Raw genomic sequence first — 17,131 nt, forward strand, 5'->3', positions numbered from 1 at the left:
CCGGCCGGACCAGCATCGTTGGACGAGGTGAACCGGCGTGCGGCATGCCACCGTCGAATCCGTGATGACCAGCCCCGTGGTCCTGGTCGCGCCCGAGACCGGGTTCCGGGAGATCGTGACGCTGCTGAGCGAGTACGACATCACCGGCGTACCTGTGGCCGACCCGGAGGGGCGGCCGCTCGGCGTGGTCTCGGAGGCCGACCTGCTGCGCACCCTGGCCGCCCAGGAGGACCCGGCCAGCCTGCTGCCCGCGCCGGAGTCGGCGAAGGCGGGCCCCGACGGCGAGGTGACCGCGGCCGACCTGATGACCGCGCAGCCGGTCTGCACCACCCCCGGGACCAGCGTGGTCGCGGCGGCCCGGCTGATGAGCCGGCACGGCCTGAAGCGGCTGCCGGTGCTGGACGAGGAAGGGCGGGTCATCGGCATGGTCAGCCGTGGTGACCTGCTGAGGGTGTTCCTGCGCGAGGACATGGTGATCCGGCGGGAGATCGTCGAGGAGGTGCTCGGCCGGATCGACGGCGTCAGCCCGGCGGAGATCGGGGTGGAGGTCAACCAGGGGCGCGTGGTGCTCAGTGGCACCGTGCCCGAGCCGCACCTGGTGCCGATCGTGCTCAACCTGTGCCGCTCGGTGGACGGGGTCGTCTCGGTGACCGACCGGCTCGGGGCCGGGGGCTCGGCGCCGGTCGGCTGACCGGCCGGGTCCCCTCGGTTTCCGGGGTTCGCCCGATTTCCCGGCGACGCGTTCGACGCGGACCGCGCGTTCGGCTCGGACCCGAACGATCCACTTCGCATACTGCGCAGGGTACCGGGTAACTCACTCTGTGTGCCCGGCTGTGTGGACTGCCGGGGCGCCGGAGCTTCGGGGAGGCGGCCGTGGCGGTCGTGTTCGACGCGGACTTCACTTCGACGAGTCAGTGGATCGCCGGGCGGAGCAGCGCCTATCCACGGATGGGACCGACCAACCGGAGCGACCACAAACTCGACTACCTCAGCCGCGACTACTGCCCGGACGGGTCGTTCACCGCGACCAGGCGGCACAGCGGCGGCCTGTGGAGCTGCAACCTGCTGACCACCGAGGGCAGTCCGGACGGCTTCCAGCTCCAGGCCGAGGACGTGCTGTCGGCGAGCGTGACGCTGCCCGTCGAACTGGGCGCCTGGCCCGCGATCTGGACCTGGCGGGACGGCGGCAACGAGGTGGACGTCTTCGAGTACCACCCGGACAACCCGGACCTGTTGGAGATCTCCAACCACGTCCGGGGCGGCTACCGGTACTGGCACGGTGCGAGCGCCGGAATCGCTCCGGGGGCGACCTTCGGCCTGCGGGTGGTGCTCGGCGCGAACTCGGTGGACTGGTACGTGGAGGACGAGCTGGTCTACGCGGACCTGCACGGGGTGGGGGCCGGGTGGCACGCGTACCTGATCGTCAACATGTCGGTGGCGGACGGGACGTACCACGACCGACCGCCGTACGGCGGGCCGGACCGGCTGAGCTGGGTCTGCCACAGCCTCAGGGTCGAGCGCTGAGGGGGGCGGGCCGGCCCGCGTGCGCCGGGTGCGGCTGCCTCGGGCGCGGCGCCCCTGCTGTCCCGCGGGCGTCGGGTGCCTACGGCTCGTGGGGTGCTTGCGGCCCATGGGCTTACGGTTCATGGGGTGCGAAGGCGGCCGTGATCGGACGCCGTGCGCCGTACCCACCCGGTGGGTCGAGCGGGGTGAGGGGGTCGAGCGGGCCGCGTGGGCCGGAGCGCTGGAACCAGACCGCCCGGCGGTGCGGGCCGATGTGGGCGGGGTCGGCCACGTACAGGTCGTCGTGCGGGGCGCGTTCGTTGCCCGGGGCCAGCGCCGCGTCCACGGCCTGGTCGGCGATCGCGCGCAACAGGGCGGTGGCGGTGGCCTCGGCGGCGGCCGGTGCGATGGCGAGGGCGGTCAGCTCGGCCCACAGTGCGGCGGTGACGTAGTCGATCGGGGAGTGGCCGAGCGCCGGGTGGGGGCGCGGGTCCGTGTGACGCCGGAGCACTCCGGCGGCGAGGAGCTGCTCGGGGGAGCGGTCGTCGTTCGGCGGCGGGTGGGCCGCGGACGGCCGGCGAGCCGTGGGCCGCTGGGAGTGGAACGTGGTCGGCGGGTGGTGGGTCACGAGCGGCACGCTACCCGGTGGGCGCCGGGCCGAGGGCCGGCTGGTCTTCTCGGACTCTTCACATGCCGCTTTCGCCGGTGACGGGCGCACGATGGTGGTAGCGCGCTGATCGCTGCTCACCTCGGCGGGCCCCGACGGGGCCGGAGGAGGAGGTCCTGATGAGGTACTGGCACGGCCGCGGCCACATCGTGGGTGGCTGGGGCATGGGGCTGATGGCGTTCGGGACACTGCTGTTCCTGGTCATCGTCGTGCTCCTCGCCGTGGCCCTGTTCCGTTACGTCTCCCGCTCGCGGCAGCCGGTCCCGCCCGGTGGGGCGGCTCCGGGCGCCGGCGGGTCCGGTTCGGACGGCCCGCGGGGCTGGGGCCAGAAGGGACAGGGGGCTCCGGGGCCGGCGCCGGAGCAGTTGCTCGCGGAGCGGTTCGCGAGGGGTGAGATCGATGCGGAGGAGTACCGGCACAGACTGGAGACGCTCCGCTCGGTGAGCGGGCCGGGCGACGGATGACCCCGGGGGTGTCGGGGGGAGACGGGGCGGGCCCGTCGCAGGCGAACTGCGGCGGGCCCGAGCTGCCGGAGGGGGCTCCGGTGGCCGGTCGGCGAGGGCGCCTACTCGACGACCAGCTCGACCGGGACGTTGCCCCGGGTGGCGCGGGAGTACGGGCAGACCTCGTGCGCCTGCTTGACCAGCAGCTCGCCGGTCCCGCCCGCGAGGGACTCGGGAAGCTCGACGCGCAGCACGACGGCGAGGGCGAAGCCTGCCCCGTCCTTGCCGATGGACACCTCGGCGGTCACCGAGACCTCGCTGGTGTCCACCCGCGCCTGCCGGCCGACCAGGCCGAGGGCGCTGGCGAAGCAGGCGGCGTAGCCGGCGGCGAACAGCTGCTCCGGGTTGGTGCCCTGGCCGCTGCCGCCGAGTGCGGGCGGCATGGCGAGCGTGAGGTCCAGCTGTCCGTCGGAGCTGACGGCGCGGCCCTCCCGGCCGTTGGCGGTGGCGGCTGCGGTGTAGAGCGCGTCCATGGTCGCTTCCCTTCGGTTCGGGGTGTTCCTGCGGTCGGTTGTCCGGGCCGCTGCGGGCCCGGTGTGCTGTGGCGCGGAAGCGGCGCCGTGTCAGCCGGCTTCGCTGCGCCGAGATAAGTAGAGCACGCAATTCAGTTGTGCACAACTAAGTGGTGCGATGGGGATCGGTACCATGGGGTTCATGACCACCCACGGCATGGCGGACGAGGAACTGCTCCGCCTCGACCAGCAGATCTGCTTCTCGCTCAACGCGGCCTCCCGCGCCTTCGGCGGCGTGTACCGGGTGCTGCTGCGGGACCTCGGGCTGACCTACCCGCAGTACCTGGTCATGCTGGTGCTGTGGGAGGACGGTGAACTGCCGGTCAAGCGGATCGGCGAGCGCCTGCGACTGGACTCCGGAACGCTCTCCCCGCTGCTCAAGCGACTGGAGGCGGCCGGGCTGGTGCGCCGCGAGCGGAGTCCGGAGGACGAGCGGTCGGTCACCGTCCGCCTGACTCCCGAAGGGTCGGCGTTGCGCGAGCGGGCCGGGCAGGTCCCGCGCCGACTGCTCGCGGCCACCGGGTTGCCGGTCGAGGATCTGGCCGCGCTGCGCGGACTGCTCGACCGGGTCACCGGCGCGCTGGACGCGGCGGAGGTGGAGCCGGCGCCGTAGGGGTGCGTGCGGCGAGGGCGCGGGGATGGGTGTGGGGGTGGGCGTGGGGTGGATCGTGGCGCGCGGGAGTGGCGCGGCGGCGTCTCGGGCGCTTGTCAAGTCGCCGCCGCGTGATCTGTGATCTGCGTCACGTTTGAATTGCTTCGGATGGGTTCGCGAGTGTGAAGCGGCAGGTCAGCAGCGCTGTTCAAAAGTGAACGGAATCGTTCGCCAATTGTCCGCCCGATCCGGTCAACATCCTGAGCCTCCCGGACGGTTACAGCACGAGCCCCAAGGGGCCGTCGGCGTGCCACCCGGTGGGCCGGCCAGCTGACCGACGAAAGGGGGGCCCGCGTGAGCACTCCCGGGCCGGGCGAGGAGCGGGGCCTGCGAGCCGACCCGCTCGGCGGCCTGCCGAACGACTTCGAGGCCTTCTTCACCCGAGAGAACTCCGGCTACCTCCGCTACGCCCAGCAGCGCCTGCGGCACCGTGAGGACGCCCAGGACGCCGTCCAGAACGCGGGCGCGGCGCTCTACAAGAGCTGGCGCCGGGCTCTGGCCAGCCCCGATCCGCAGGCCTTCGCCTTCAAGATCGTCAAGGACGCGGTGGTGGACGTGCTGCGTGAGCGCCGCCGCACCGAACGCAAGCGACTGCGGGTGATCGCCCAGCGCCGTCCCGACACCAGCCAGGACGAGCTGAACGAACTCGCCGAACTGGACGCCCTGGACTGGGCGATGGAGGAACTCGCGCGGGCCGCGCCGGTCCAGGCCGACGTGGTCAGGCTGCGCCAGGCGGGACTGTCCTACCCCGACATCGGGCGGTCTCTGGGCATCGCGCACACCACCGCCCGTACCTACTACAGCCTCGGGCGGCGGCACCTGGAGTACCTGCTGGAACACCCGGAGGACGGCGGGGCGGAGACATGAGGGTCGTGGACCTGCTGCGCGCGCACGCCGTCGAGCTGGAGCGGGAGTTCGACGACCACGATCCGGTGGACTTCACGCGCCGGCTGGCCGAGCGGCTCGCCGCCGCTCGCCGGTCCGCGCCGACCGCGCGCGAGCGCCCCGCCCGGCCGCCCGCCGGTGCGCGGCCGCCGCAGGCTCCCAGCTCGGGGGCGAACCCGGGGACGGCGGCGGGGGCGGGTTCCGGATTCGGTGCCGGGGCGGGGACGGGCGCCCGACGCGGTCCGGCTCCGGGGTCCGGTCCGGGCGGTGGAGCCGGGCAGGCCCGGTCGGCCGGGGGGCGGGCGGAGCTGCGGCGCGACCTGCGGCACCTGTGTGCGGGCGTGGCGGGCGCGGTGGAACCGGGGGAGCTGGCGCTGGACCTCGAACTCGCCGAGAAGACGGCCTTCCGCACCTTCGGGTGCTTGCTGTACGGCATGGGCCGTACGGCGGACGGCGTCTTCTGGTGGCGGATAGCCGCCCAGTACGGGGACCAGCTGGCCGTGCACTGCCTGGCGGTGCACTACACGGCCGAGGGCGAGCGGTTCGACGCGGCCCACTGGGCCGCCCAGGCCCAGGACCTCAGCGGCCCCGGCCGGCTGCCGGAGCTGGCACCGGACGCCCGGCCGGGCGGCGCGGCGGAGCTGGCGCGGGTGCTGGCGGAGCGCTACGACGGCGAGATCCTGCTGACACTGCGGGATGCGGTGGCGACGCGGTCGAACGCCGACCCCAGGCGGCTGGGCGTCCGGGCGGTGCGGGGGCGGGGGGTGGTGCGGATCCGGTGACGGCCTTGATGCGGATGGCCCTGTCGTGGATGGCGTCGTTGCGGATGGCCTTGTTGCGGATGGTCTTGTTGCGGTGGGCCGGGGCGTTCGGATCAGGTCGGAGACGGTGGAGCCCGGGTGGGTGGCCGGGCCGGCGGTGGGGTGGACGATCGAGTGGACGGAGAGCGGCGGAGGGCCGCCGCACCGCTGGGGTGCGACGGCCCTCCGGTGGAGCGGGGTGCGTCAGTCGGTGCCGGACTCGAGCGCGGCGTGGTCGAGCGCGGTGGACTCCTCCTCGTCGCCGGTGCCGGCGGCGATGGGAGCCGCGCCGCCCGGGGCGAGCTCGCCGATCAGGCCGCTCCACGGCGCCAGCTGCCCGTGTACCGCGTACTGCTCCAGCTTGCTGCGCGAGTCGGCGATGTCGAGGTTGCGCATGGTCAGCTGGCCGATGCGGTCGTCCGGGACGAACGCGGCGTCGACGCTGCGCTCCATCGACAGCTTCTCGGGGTGGTAGCTGAAGTTGGAGCCCTGGGTGTCGATGACCGAGTAGTCCTGGCCGCGCCGCAGCCGCAGGGTGACGCTGCCGGTGACCGGGTGGCCGATCCAGCGCTGGATGCTGTCCCGGAGCATCAGCGACTGCGGGTCGAACCACCGGCCCTCGTAGAGCAGCCGGCCGAGGCGGCGGCCCTGGGTGTGGTACGTGGCGATGGTGTCCTCGTTGTGGATGGCGTTGAGCAGCCGCTCGTAGGCGATGTGCAGCAGCGCCATGCCGGGGGCCTCGTAGATCCCGCGGCTCTTGGCCTCGATGATCCGGTTCTCGATCTGGTCCGACATGCCCAGGCCGTGCCGCCCGCCGATGGTGTTGGCCTCGTGGACCAGGTCGACGGCGCTGGCGAACTCCTGGCCGTTGATCCGGACCGGGCGGCCGAACTCGAACTCGACGGTGACGTCCTCGGTCCGGATCTCGACCTCCGGGTCCCAGAAGGCCACGCCCATGATCGGGCTGACGATCTCCAGGGAGGCGTCCAGGTACTCCAGCCGCTTGGCCTCGTGGGTGGCGCCCCAGATGTTGGCGTCGGTGGAGTAGGCCTTCTCGGCGGAGTCCCGGTACGGCAGGTCGCGCTCGGCGAGCCACTCGGACATCTCCTTGCGGCCGCCGAGCTGGTCGACGAACGCCTGGTCCAGCCACGGCTTGTAGATCCGCAGGTTGGGGTTGGCGAGCAGGCCGTAGCGGTAGAACCGCTCGATGTCGTTGCCCTTGTAGGTGGAGCCGTCGCCCCAGATGGAGACCTCGTCATCCTGCATGGCGCGCACCAGCAGGGTGCCGGTCACCGCGCGGCCGAGCGGAGTGGTGTTGAAGTACGTCTGCCCGGCGGAGCGGATGTGGAAGGCGCCGCAGGCGAGGGCGGCCAGGCCCTCCTCGACCAGCGCGGCCCGGCAGTCGACCAGCCGGGCCTGCTCGGCGCCGTACGCGCGGCCCCGGGCCGGGACGTCGGCGAGGTTCGGCTCGTCGTACTGGCCGATGTCGGCCGTGTATGCGTAGGGGAAGGCACCGTGCTCGCGCATCCACGCGACGGCGACGGAGGTGTCCAACCCACCGGAGAATGCGATGCCGATCCGTTCACCGACCGGCAGCTTGCTCAAGACCTTCGACATGGATGCACCCTTGACCCGCCTGAAGCGGGACCCTGATCTAGCGACGTGTGACGGGATTCGGCGTAATCGATCCGATGCCCGAACTCTGGCATAGATTTGCAGAGTAATGCAAGGGCATGCGATCGCCCGCGGTGACGGAGGGTGCCCGGGGGGAGGCCGTCCTCCGGCTGTCGATCCGGCCGACTCCACTGGTTGGACGGGCGGTTGGAGCCGAAAGTGGAGGGGGCGGGGCGAGAAGGAGGCGGGTGGGGCGGATCAGGAAGCCGGGTCGGGGGCCCGGGCGCGCAGCCGGGCGGTACCGGAGGCAAGTGTGCCGAGCCCGAGTCGGAGCCCGGGTCCGAGCCCGAGGGCGACAGGGTGACCGGTGTCGGCCGGCCGCGGGACGTACGCCGTGGTGGGCCACAGCCGGCCGGCCGCTCTCGGGGCCGGGCGTCGGGGAACGGCGCGGCCGGGCGGTGTCCTCATGGCGAGGCGATCGCTCATCGTGCCTGGTGCCCTCGTTCGGCGGTTCCCGGTACCGGCCGGCCCGGTCCGGGGCCGGGGAGGCCGCGAACGGGACGGTCGGAGCGCCAGCGTACGCGAACGGTCGGACGGGCCGGCGGGTCGGTCCCCCGGGAGGAGGCTGGCGGTGGGTGGCGGTGGGTGGCGGTGGGTGGCGGTGGGTGGCGGTGGGGTCGGGTGGGGGCGAGGGTGAGGGGGAGAGGTGTCGAGGAGGCATCGATGGCAGGCAGCACCGCCAGGGGCTCCGAGGCGCGGCGGCGCCCTCGGTGGGCGCGTGGCGCCCGTGCGGTGTGGGCCTATGTCCGGCGTGCGCCGGGCACCTACATCTGGCTGGCGATCCTGCTCGTCACCACCCAGGTGATCCGGCACGTCGATCCGGTGACCGCCGACCGCATCCTGCAGCGGCGCTCGACCAACCTCCACCACCTCCAGGTCTCGCCGCTCCGCGTCCTGGCGACCAGCGCGCTGTGGATCGCGGGCGGCGGCTGGCTGTCCTACTTCCTGCTGTACAACCTCCTCCACGTGCCCGCCGAACGGTGGCTCGGCACGCTGCGCTGGATCGGGGTGGCGGCGATCTCGCACGTCGGCGCGACCTACCTCAGCGAGGGCCTGCTCGGCTGGGCGATCCACCGGGGCCTCGCCTCGCCGAGGGCCGTCTACACCCTGGACTACGGCGTCAGCTATGCGCTGGCCGGGGTCGTCGCGGTGCTCACCTACCTGATCGTGCGGCCCTGGCGGTACCTGTACGCGGCGGGGGTGCTGGTGGTCTACGGGCTGGGCGTGCAGCAGAGCCGGGACTACACCAGCGTCGGCCACTTCAGCGCGGCGCTGATCGGATTCGCCTGCTACCCACTGACCCGGGACCGGCCGGGCTCCTTCGACCCGGTCGCCTCGGTGCGGGCGCTCCGGCGGCGGGTGCGCGGCCGGTGACCCGCGGTTCACGACGGCCGGCAGTGCCGGGCCCGGACGGCAGGTTCTGCACGGCCACCTTCGGCCGCGGCATCCGGTGCTTGGACCTGCGCTGCCTCGACCTCGGCCGTTGCGACGAGATGGACGAGACGGGCGACTGACCGGCTGGTCTCCCGTTGTGGGGTGTCACCCGTCACCCGACCGGCTGCCCGGTCCACTCCGTCGAGCGGGCCGGGCAGTGGCGTCCCGTCCGAGCCGGAGGGCGCGGTGTGACGGGCATCGTGGGTGCGGCGGTCGGGCGGGTGTCACGGGCGGTGCGGGCCGGCGGACGGATCCCGGGGCGGTCCGCCAGGCCGCCGGCCAGCCGGGCGGGCGAGCCGGTTACTGGCCCACGCGCTGGGACACACAGAGGATGTTCCCCTCGCTGTCCTTGAACCAGGCCGCGCGCATGCCCTCGCCCTCGGCGACGCCGTCGACCGTCTTCAGGCCGGGGAAGTCGTACTCCTCGAAGGTGATGCCGCGGCCGCGGAGACCGGCCATCTCGCCGTCGAGGTCGGTGACCTTGAAGCTGGCGAGGGTGTGGGCGGCCTGCCCACCGCTGGGGGTGCGGTAGACGGTGAACTGGGTGCCGCCGCTGTCGCAGGCGAACTCCTCCTCACCCTCCTCGGTGAGTTTGAGGCCGAGGGTGTCGGTGTAGAAGGCCTTGGCGCGGGCGAGATCGGTGGCGGGGATGACTGCTTGCAGCGGAGCGTCTCCAAGCATGGTGTTTCGCCTCCTCTCTGTAACCAGGTTAGGGACGCGGGAGCCGTGCCGCCCGGTGGGCGCGGGGGCACTTCGGACCGTGCGGAGGAGGTCGCCGGGAGTCATGCGGGGGCGAGCCTCCAGAGCGAGGTGACCTCGGCGGAGCGGGCGGTGCGGAGCAGGGGGTCGGCCCGGTCGGAGGCGGTGGCCCGGGGGTGGCAGGGGACGGTGTCGAGACGGCCGGTGACGTGCAGCCCGGCCGTGGAGACGGCGTCGAGCAGGTCGGCCCGGGACCGCAGACCGAGGCGTTCGGCGAGGTCGGAGAGGATGAGCCAGCCCTCGCCGCCGGGCAGCAGACGGCCGGCCAGACCGTCGAGGAAGCCGTGGAGCATGTGGCTGTCCCGGTCGTAGACGCCCTCGTCGAGGGTGGAGTTCGGCCGTCCGGGCAACCACGGGGGATTGCACACGACCAGGGCGGCCCGGTCGCGGCCGGGAGGGTAGAGGCCGGCTCCGGCGGTCTCGATGCGGTCGGTGAGGCCGAGGCGGTGGGCGTTGTCGCGGGCGCAGGCGAGCGCGCGCGGATTGGAATCGGTGACCAGGACCTTGCGCAGACCGCGCCGGGCGAGCAGTGCGGCGAGCACACCGGTGCCGGTGCCGAGGTCGTAGGCGGTGGGGTGGGCCTGGGCGGCATGTGGCAGCGGTGCCCGGCCGACGAGGTCGACGTACTCGCCGCGGACGGGGGAGAAGACCCCGAAGTGCGGGTGGATGCGGGCGCCGAGGGTCGGAACGTCGACGCCCCTGCTACGCCACTGGTGTGCGCCGATCACACCGAGGAGCTCGCGCAGGGACACGATTCTGTTGTCAAGGAGCGGTCCGTAGGCCGCCAGGCAGGCCTCGTGGACGTCGGGCGCCCGGTGGAGCCGGACGCGGTGATCCGCGTCGAGCGGCACCAGCAGCATGCCGAGGACGCGGGCGAGGCGGGCGCGCTCCCGTCGGTGCTGACGGAAGGCCTCGGCTGGGGAGTCGGGCGCGGATCGAGGTCGGCGCCGCTCGGCGCGGCGGCGCATGGCGTGGAGGAGACGGAGTGCGCCGGGGTAGTCGCCCTGCCAGAGCAGGGCGGTGCCCTCGCAGGCCAGCCGGTAGGCGGCCTCGGCGCGAAGGGTGTCGTCGGCGGCGATCAGGCGGCGCGGCGGGGGCGCCGTTCTCGCTGTGCCAGGCGGCGGGCAGGGCGTAGAGGGCGGGCAGGGCGGCAGTGCTGGGCCGATGAGTGTCGGACACCGGGGCTCCTCGTGGTGGAACGTGCAGGGGGCACGAAGAGCACTTCGACGAGGAGGTGAGCAGCAGGCGCGTCGGGCGGTGGCGCCACCGGGACGGTGGGCGCGGGTGTCAGGCCCGGTGCGGCTCACGCGTCGAAGCGCGAGCCGGGGTGTCACCGAGGACGAGGCCCGGCACGGCGGCGAGCCGTATGCCACTGGTCATCTGCGGGCCTCCTTTCCGAACCTGCCGGTTCTGCGCGGTTGTTCGTACGCTTTCACACAGCGTGGCCGGTTGGCAACCGATTATCACCGGCCCTGCGGCCAGCCGTGCGGTACGCGTTCCAGCACACCTGCCCCGAACAGCTCGTACAGCGGCAGGGTCTCCAGATGGACGTAGCCGATGTGGCAGTCGCAGACCGGCAACGGGCAGGGGTGCGGCCGCAGTCGGGCGCGGTAGCTGCCGTCGTAGAGGTTGCCGAGGACGTCCCGGACGAAGTGGCATCGGCGCACGGTGCCGTCGCCGTCGACCGACAGCACGGACTCACCGGTGCGGCACGGCAGTCCGGCGCTGGGGTGGGCGTGCCGGCTGTACCGGAAGTGCGGGTCGATGGCGGCCCATTGCGCGGCCTCGGCGTCGGTGTAGTCGAGGCCCTCGGCGGCGTTGACCCACAGGTAGACGTCCTCGGCGAGCTGGGCGCGCAGGCGTCCGGCCTCGGCGAGGTGCCCCGGCTGGCCGACCACGCCGACGCTGTAGCGCACGCCGAGCGCGTCCAGCTCGCGGCACTTGGCGAGGAAGCGGTCGCGGCTGACCTGTCCGGGGTGGAAGGTGACCCAGAGGGCGAGGGCGTCGAGGTCCGCCTCGGCGAGCCAGCCGGTGCGGCAGCTGAGGTTGGTCTGGATCGCGACGCGGCGGACGTGCGGCAGGCGGCTCAGCTCGACCAGCGCGCGGCGGTACCAGGACCGCACCAGGCCCTCGCCCCAGGGGGTGAACAACAGCGACAGGGTGTCGCCGGTGCCCGCGCGTCCGGCGGCCCAGCCGGTGAAGCGTTCCAACGCGGCCCGGTCGGCCCGCAGTTGATCGGGGCTGTCGCGCCGCTTGGCGAACGGGCAGTACGGGCAGTCGTAGTCGCAGGAGGCGAGCGGACCGCGGTAGAGCAGGGTGAGGTCCCGTGCGCCGTCCGCCGACGGCGGTGACGCGGAGGGCATGCCGAGGAAGGTCATTTCGCCTCGTACGCCGCCATCAGGGCCCGGACCTCGGGCGAGAACAGCAACGGCCCGACGGCGTCCGAGTGCGCCAGCCCCTCCGGGCTGAGCCGCAGGGACGCCGCGTCGCCCTCGGCGAGCCAGCCGCGCTCGGCGAACCCGGCCAGCTCCGCCGGGAAGTCCTCGGCCGGTGAACTGCCGAACCGGGCCCGGTAGTCCGCCAGCGGCATGCCCTCGGCCTGGAGCAGCGACTGCACCAGATGGCGCCGGCGAGGCTCCGCGCCGTCCATCCGGTGGCCCACCTCGGCGTGCCGGAAGTCCTCGGTGGCGACGTACTTGTCGATGATGCCGCGCACCTGGGTGGCGTTCACCGCGTAGTCGAAGGAGTAGTGCAGTTGCGAGGTGTAGGAGCGGGCACCGCAGCCCAGACCGACCATGCCGTCGGTCTGGCAGGCGTACTCGCTCGCCCCTGCCTGCGGGGAGGCGGTTCGGCGGAACATCCGCATCGACACCTGCTGGTACCCGTGGGCGAGCAGGTGGTCGCGGCCGGCGCGGTAGAGCGCGAGCCGCCGCGCGTCCCAGGCGGACGCGCTCTCCTGCTCGCCGCGCCGGGCCAGCCCGGTCAGCGGTCGGACGTACAGCGGGTAGAGGTACAGCTCCTCGGGCTGCCAGGCGAGCGCGGTGTCCAGCGAGCGGAGCCAGCTGGCCTCGGTCTGGCCGTCGATGCCGTAGATGAGGTCGATGTTGAGCACCGGGAAGCCGGCCGCGCGGATCCGGCCGAGCGCGGCCTCGACCTCCGCCCGCTTCTGCGGGCGGACGGCGGAGCGGGCCTCGGCGTCGTCGAAGGACTGCACGCCCAGGCTCAGCCTCGTGGTGCCCCGGGCGGCCAGCACCTCCAGCCGGTCGGCGGTCGCGGTGGCGGGCGAGGCCTCCACCGAGAGCGGTATCGCCCGCAGGTCGGCGCCCATCCGTTGCTCGGCGATGTCGCACAGCCGCTCCAGCTCAGCGGCCGTCAGATGGGTGGGGGTGCCGCCGCCGAACGCGGCCAGCGCGAACCGGGCGCCCTCGTCCAGTGCCGCACGCACCACCGTGGCCTGGCGCTCCAGCGCGTCCAGGTAGGCCGTGGTCAGACCCTCGGGGCTGCCGATCCGGGTGAACAGGTTGCAGAAGCCGCAGCGGACCTCGCAGAACGGGATGTGCACGTAGAGCGAGAGCGCGTGCTGCGGCTCGCCGGCCCACAGCTCACGCAGCGGCGGGCGCTCGGGCAACGGGCGGTAGGCCGTCTTGTGGGGGTACGCGTAGACGTACGACTGGTACGGCGAGTCGGGGCGCGGGGGTGCGGTGGTCATGCGCGCTCCTCGGAGGTCGCGGTGGCGTCCGCCGCTCGGGCGGGGAGGGTGAAGTGCGCGTACGGGACGGTCCAGACCACTTCGTGGCCGATCCGGTGCCCGGTGTAGCCGTCCTCGCCGTAGGCGGTGCCGTGGTCGGAGCAGACGATCGCGAAGCAGGGACGGCGGGCGCTCATCGCGGCGAACAGCCGGCCGATGTGCGCGTCCACGTACTCCAGGGCGGCGGCGTGGCTGGCCCGGGTGTCCCCGTGTTCACGGGTGGCGCCCGGCAGGTGGAACCAGTTCGGCTGGTGCAGCGCCGAGACGTTCAGGAACAGGAACAGCGGCTGCTCGGCGGGCTGTCCGCCGGCGACCCGCTCGGCCACGGCGACCTGTTCCTCGAAGGACGTCGGCGAGGCGACGCCCAGCTCGGAGGTCCAGTGGCTCTCCTGGAAGAGGCCGGGCAGCACCGAGCCCAGCGGGCCCTGCTTGTTGAAGAACCCGACACCGCCGACGCACACCGTGCGGTAGCCGGCCGCGGCCAGGGCCGTCGGCAGGTCGGGGGCGTCGAAGACCCAGGTGCGCGGGGCGGTGGTCTCGGAGCCGGCGAAGCGGGCCGCGAACAGGCGCGGGTGCGGGCCGTCGGGGGAGGCCGGAGTCGGCAGGAAACCGGCCAGGATCGCCTGGTGGGAGGCGTAGGTGAAGCTGCCGGGCGCGTGCCGGCGCTCCCAGCGGCCGCCGGGGAGGACGTCGGCGAGGTGCGGGATCCGGCCGGCCGCGGCCAGCTCCTCGGCGACGTCGAAGCGGAGCGTGTCGAGGGTGACGAGCAGCAGGTCGTGGGTGCCCACGACCGCGTTCATGTCGGGGACAGGGGCAGAGGCAGAGACAAGGGAGGGGATGGTGGTCCGGTGGTTCATCGAGCGGGTTCCGTGATCTGGTGGTCCGTCGCCACGGGCGACGACGGGGAGAGGTCGGTGAGCGCGGCGAGCTGGGCGCCGTAGGTGTCGAGGCCCTCGGCGGGGCCGCCGGGCAGGCCGGTGAGACCGGGGAGCAGGTCGCCGAAGGCGTTCACCTCGCCGACCAGGGCGCGCCGCCAGCCGGTCGTGGGCAGGACGTCGACGCCGACCATCGGCGAACCGGGGAAGCAGGCCGCCGCGCGTTCGGCCGTCTCCAGCAGGGCGGGCCAGGACGGGCCGGCGGCCTCCCGGGCCTGCTCGATGCTGCCCCGCGCGCCGCCGAGGTGCAGATTGGTCATCGGCTGGGTGCTGGTGCGCACCACGGCGTGGGTGGCCCGGCCCGCCACCACCACGACCCGCAGGTCCGCCGAGCGCCCGGACTGCGAGGCCTTCGGGATCCACTGTTCGACGTGCAGCCCGTCCGGCGCCAGGCCGTCGACGATCGCGGCGACCTCCCGCTCGCTGCGGTAGCGGCGCACCCGCAGCGAGTTGTGGAGCTGACCGTCGGCCAGCTCCACCGAGGTGGTGGCCAGCAGCTGCCCGCGTGGTCCGAACTCCAGCGCCATCACCCCGGAAGCCGAGGAACCGTGCGCGGGCTTGACGAAAACCCGGTGCAGGCGGACTTCGGCGAGGCGTTCGCGCAGGTGCTCCCAGCCGGTCACCTCGCCGCCGAGCGCCCTGGGCACCGGCACCCCCGCCCCGGCGAGCAGCGCGTGCGCCCGGCGCTTGTCGAACATCACGGCGGTCTCCTCCGGATCGCCGAGCAGCCGTACGCCGGGCCGGGCGGCCAGCCCGCGAAGCGCGGCCATGACGCCCGCGTACCAGACGGCCGTGCCCTCGACCCTGGTCGGCGCGTAGCCCGGGCCGAGTGCCGGGCCGCGCAGCAGCCGGTCGACCTCGGGCTCCTCGCCGGGCGACTCGACACGCAGCAAACCGCCTTCGGGCGGCCGGTACCGGCCGCGCAGCACGTCCAGCCAGGGCAGGACGGCGGGCTCGGGCAGCCCGGCGGCCCGGGCGGCGGCCGCGAACAGTGTCACCCGTCGGTGCCCCGGATTGCCGAGGACGGTCAGCTGCACGGTCATCGCCTCCGTCGCCCGCCTACTCGGCGACCGAGACGTAGCGGTCGTCCTCGTCCTCCGCCTCGTCCGCCTCGGCGTCGCTGAGGTCGATCTCGACTCCCGGCAGGGCCTCGCAGAGCCGCTCCATCATCGCGTCGCTCAGGTAGTGGTGGTGCAGGTCGAGGGAGCGCAGGTGGGTGAGCGGCTGGCCCTCCAGCAGCGCGGTGGCGCCGTCGTCGGAGAGCACACCCATGGAGAGGTCGAGCGACTCCAGCCGGGCGACCACCGGGGCGTGCGCGACGGCGGCGGCGATCTCGTCCTGGAGTTCGCTGTTGGCCAGCCCCAGGTGGCGCAGCCGCGGCAGGCGGGAGCCGTCCAGGAACGGCGCCAGGTCGTCCAGCGAGGCGTCGCCGCCGTACTCGTCCACGCCGAGCCAGAGGTGCAGGCTTTCCAGAGCGGGCAGTTCGGAGCCGGCCACCGCCTGCACCACGGTGGCCGGCAGCCCGCCGGCCTCGAAGCGCAGGCTGGTCAGCGCGTCGTGCCGGACCGGCTTCAGGACGAGGCCACTGCCACCGCGCACGGCCAGCGACTTCAGACCGGGGAAGGCGTTCAGCAACGGGGTGACGTCGTCCATCTCCAGCCAGGAGATCTCGCACGCGTCGTAGGTCACCTCGCCGAGGAACAGCGCCTCCAGGGCGGGCAGGCGCCGGGCGTCGGCCGCGATGGCCTCGACCACGGGCCGCACGGACGTGTAGTCGTCCTGCCACCAGGAGCCGATCACCACGGCGCGGACGCCGGCCGGGTCGACCTTCTCCAGGAAGGACTGCCAGAGCTGGGCGAAGTCCTGCTCGGTGTCGTGGTCGAAGGAGAGCCGCCAGGCGACGGCTCCGGCGTCGGGCAGGGGCCGGGCGTCGCCGGGCTGCGGCGGGGCGTCGTCGGGCGTGAACTCGTGGATCGGCAGCTCGTGGAAGCGTTCGAGGTGGCGGGAGACGGCCATGTCGGATCCTGATGGGTCGAGTTGGTCGGACGGGTGGTCGTACGGGTGGATGCGGGGGTGACGGCTACTCGGCCACGGCGACGTAGCGCCACCGGTCGTCGGGCTTGCCGGGCTCGGAGAGGTCGACCTCGACCCCGGACAGGGCCTGGCGCAGCCGCTGCTGCATCCCCTCGGTGAGGTAGTGGTGGTGCAGGTCGAGGGAGCGCAGGTGGGTGAGCGGCTGGCCCTCCAGCAGCGCGGTGGCACCCTGGTCGGTCAGCACGCCCATGGAGAGGTTGAGCGACTCCAGCCGGGCGACGACGGGTGCGTGCGCGAGAGCGGCGGCGATGTCGTCCTGGAACTCGCTGTTCTGGAGGCCGAGGTGGCGCAGCGCGGGGAAGCGGATGCCGTCCAGGAACGGTGCGAGGTCGGCCATGGTCGAGGAACCGCCGTAGTTGTCCACGCCCAGCCAGAGTTCGAGCCGTTCCAGGGCCGGGAGGTCGCAGCCGGCCACCGAGCGCACGACCGAGCCCGGCAGGCCGCCGGCCTCGAAGCGCAGCGCCTTGAGCGCCTCGTGCCGCAGCGGCGTCAGGGCCAGACCGCCCTTGCCGTCCCAGTCCTCGGAGGCGCCGCGCACCACCAGCTCGGCCAGCTGCGGGAAGGCCGTCAGCAGCGGCGTGATGTCGCACTGCTGGATCCAGGAGATCTCGCACTCCTCGTAGGTGATGTCGCCGACGAACAGCGCGCGCAGGGCGGGCAGTCGGCCGGCGGCGGCGACGACCGCCTCCATCGGCTCCTGGAAGCTGTCCGGCTCCTCCGGTGCCCACTGGCCGATCACGACGGCGGTGACCCGCTCGGTGTCGACGGCGCCGAGGAACTGCTCCCAGCACTCGCCGAACGTGGCCTCGGACTCGTAGTCGAGCCCGATCTTCCAGGCGACCGAGGCCGCGTCCGGCAGCTGGACGGAGCCGGACCCGCCCTTCTCCTCGGCTTCGGCCACGGCCGCCACGAAGTCGAAGACGGGGAGACCGTGGAACCGCTCGATGTGGTCGTTGACAGTCATG

At 73.3% G+C, this 17,131-nt stretch carries 17 protein-coding genes and 1 pseudogene; 7 read left to right on the forward strand and 11 right to left on the reverse strand.

What is annotated here, in order from left to right:
- Positions 1 to 64: 64 nt before the first annotated feature.
- Positions 65 to 691, forward strand: coding sequence for a CBS domain-containing protein (locus ACIQOW_RS15235; RefSeq protein WP_401084285.1), 627 nt, complete (start codon positions 65 to 67; stop codon positions 689 to 691).
- A 182-nt stretch (positions 692 to 873) separates the two neighbouring features.
- Positions 874 to 1,524, forward strand: coding sequence for a beta-glucanase (locus ACIQOW_RS15240; RefSeq protein ID WP_188296359.1), 651 nt, complete (start codon positions 874 to 876; stop codon positions 1,522 to 1,524).
- A gap of 112 nt (positions 1,525 to 1,636) precedes the next feature.
- Here the strand turns inward: ACIQOW_RS15240 and ACIQOW_RS15245 are convergent, their stop codons facing one another.
- Complete coding sequence (locus tag ACIQOW_RS15245) at positions 1,637 to 2,131, reverse strand: hypothetical protein (RefSeq protein WP_401084289.1); 495 nt, start codon at positions 2,129 to 2,131, stop codon at positions 1,637 to 1,639.
- A gap of 158 nt (positions 2,132 to 2,289) precedes the next feature.
- Here ACIQOW_RS15245 and ACIQOW_RS15250 point away from each other — a divergent pair, with 158 nt between their 5' ends.
- Complete coding sequence (locus ACIQOW_RS15250; RefSeq protein ID WP_401084292.1) at positions 2,290 to 2,634, forward strand: SHOCT domain-containing protein; 345 nt, start codon at positions 2,290 to 2,292, stop codon at positions 2,632 to 2,634.
- A gap of 101 nt (positions 2,635 to 2,735) precedes the next feature.
- Here the strand turns inward: ACIQOW_RS15250 and ACIQOW_RS15255 are convergent, their stop codons facing one another.
- Positions 2,736 to 3,146: an organic hydroperoxide resistance protein gene (locus ACIQOW_RS15255; protein WP_401084295.1), complete on the reverse strand. Its 411-nt coding sequence runs from the start codon at positions 3,144 to 3,146 to the stop codon at positions 2,736 to 2,738.
- Between the two features lie 181 nt (positions 3,147 to 3,327).
- Here ACIQOW_RS15255 and ACIQOW_RS15260 point away from each other — a divergent pair, with 181 nt between their 5' ends.
- The 3 genes from ACIQOW_RS15260 to ACIQOW_RS15270 all read left to right on the forward strand — a co-directional run bounded on the left by ACIQOW_RS15260 (position 3,328) and on the right by ACIQOW_RS15270 (position 5,504).
- A complete protein-coding gene (locus ACIQOW_RS15260) occupies positions 3,328 to 3,798 on the forward strand; it encodes a MarR family winged helix-turn-helix transcriptional regulator (protein ID WP_401084298.1) in 471 nt (156 codons plus the stop codon).
- Positions 3,799 to 4,131: 333 nt separating this feature from the next.
- Positions 4,132 to 4,704 carry an RNA polymerase sigma factor gene (locus tag ACIQOW_RS15265; protein WP_188296364.1) on the forward strand — a complete coding sequence of 191 codons (573 nt, stop codon included), beginning with the start codon at positions 4,132 to 4,134 and terminating at the stop codon, positions 4,702 to 4,704.
- Complete coding sequence (locus ACIQOW_RS15270; protein ID WP_401084300.1) at positions 4,701 to 5,504, forward strand: hypothetical protein; 804 nt, start codon at positions 4,701 to 4,703, stop codon at positions 5,502 to 5,504. The genes ACIQOW_RS15265 and ACIQOW_RS15270 overlap by 4 nt, the downstream gene beginning before the upstream one ends.
- A gap of 222 nt (positions 5,505 to 5,726) precedes the next feature.
- Here the strand turns inward: ACIQOW_RS15270 and argG are convergent, their stop codons facing one another.
- Positions 5,727 to 7,139: an argininosuccinate synthase gene (gene argG, locus ACIQOW_RS15275; RefSeq protein ID WP_401084303.1), complete on the reverse strand. Its 1,413-nt coding sequence runs from the start codon at positions 7,137 to 7,139 to the stop codon at positions 5,727 to 5,729.
- Between the two features lie 720 nt (positions 7,140 to 7,859).
- Here argG and ACIQOW_RS15280 point away from each other — a divergent pair.
- Positions 7,860 to 8,570, forward strand: coding sequence for a rhomboid-like protein (locus ACIQOW_RS15280; protein WP_401084306.1), 711 nt, complete (start codon positions 7,860 to 7,862; stop codon positions 8,568 to 8,570).
- Positions 8,571 to 8,930: 360 nt separating this feature from the next.
- Here the strand turns inward: ACIQOW_RS15280 and ACIQOW_RS15285 are convergent, their stop codons facing one another.
- From ACIQOW_RS15285 to ACIQOW_RS15320, 8 genes and pseudogenes are all read right to left on the reverse strand, one after another.
- Positions 8,931 to 9,311: a VOC family protein gene (locus tag ACIQOW_RS15285; RefSeq protein ID WP_188296012.1), complete on the reverse strand. Its 381-nt coding sequence runs from the start codon at positions 9,309 to 9,311 to the stop codon at positions 8,931 to 8,933.
- A gap of 101 nt (positions 9,312 to 9,412) precedes the next feature.
- Positions 9,413 to 10,535, reverse strand: a pseudogene (locus tag ACIQOW_RS15290) (methyltransferase).
- A 317-nt stretch (positions 10,536 to 10,852) separates the two neighbouring features.
- Complete coding sequence (locus tag ACIQOW_RS15295) at positions 10,853 to 11,752, reverse strand: STM4011 family radical SAM protein (RefSeq protein WP_401084309.1); 900 nt, start codon at positions 11,750 to 11,752, stop codon at positions 10,853 to 10,855.
- A gap of 11 nt (positions 11,753 to 11,763) precedes the next feature.
- The gene (locus ACIQOW_RS15300) at positions 11,764 to 13,098 is read right to left on the reverse strand and encodes an STM4012 family radical SAM protein (RefSeq protein WP_401084311.1); all 1,335 of its coding nucleotides are present in this window, start codon (positions 13,096 to 13,098) and stop codon (positions 11,764 to 11,766) included.
- Positions 13,095 to 13,937: an STM4013/SEN3800 family hydrolase gene (locus ACIQOW_RS15305; protein ID WP_401084313.1), complete on the reverse strand. Its 843-nt coding sequence runs from the start codon at positions 13,935 to 13,937 to the stop codon at positions 13,095 to 13,097. The genes ACIQOW_RS15300 and ACIQOW_RS15305 overlap by 4 nt, the downstream gene beginning before the upstream one ends.
- A gap of 53 nt (positions 13,938 to 13,990) precedes the next feature.
- Complete coding sequence (locus ACIQOW_RS15310) at positions 13,991 to 15,115, reverse strand: STM4014 family protein (RefSeq protein ID WP_401084316.1); 1,125 nt, start codon at positions 15,113 to 15,115, stop codon at positions 13,991 to 13,993.
- A gap of 16 nt (positions 15,116 to 15,131) precedes the next feature.
- The gene (locus ACIQOW_RS15315; RefSeq protein WP_401084318.1) at positions 15,132 to 16,088 is read right to left on the reverse strand and encodes an STM4015 family protein; all 957 of its coding nucleotides are present in this window, start codon (positions 16,086 to 16,088) and stop codon (positions 15,132 to 15,134) included.
- A gap of 64 nt (positions 16,089 to 16,152) precedes the next feature.
- Entirely contained in the window at positions 16,153 to 17,130 is a 978-nt protein-coding gene (locus tag ACIQOW_RS15320) for an STM4015 family protein (RefSeq protein WP_401084319.1), read from the reverse strand.
- Position 17,131: the final 1 nt, after the last annotated feature.

The organism is Kitasatospora sp. NPDC091335, assembly GCF_044757205.1.
In the GTDB taxonomy this organism is placed as follows: Bacteria; Actinomycetota; Actinomycetes; order Streptomycetales; family Streptomycetaceae; genus Kitasatospora.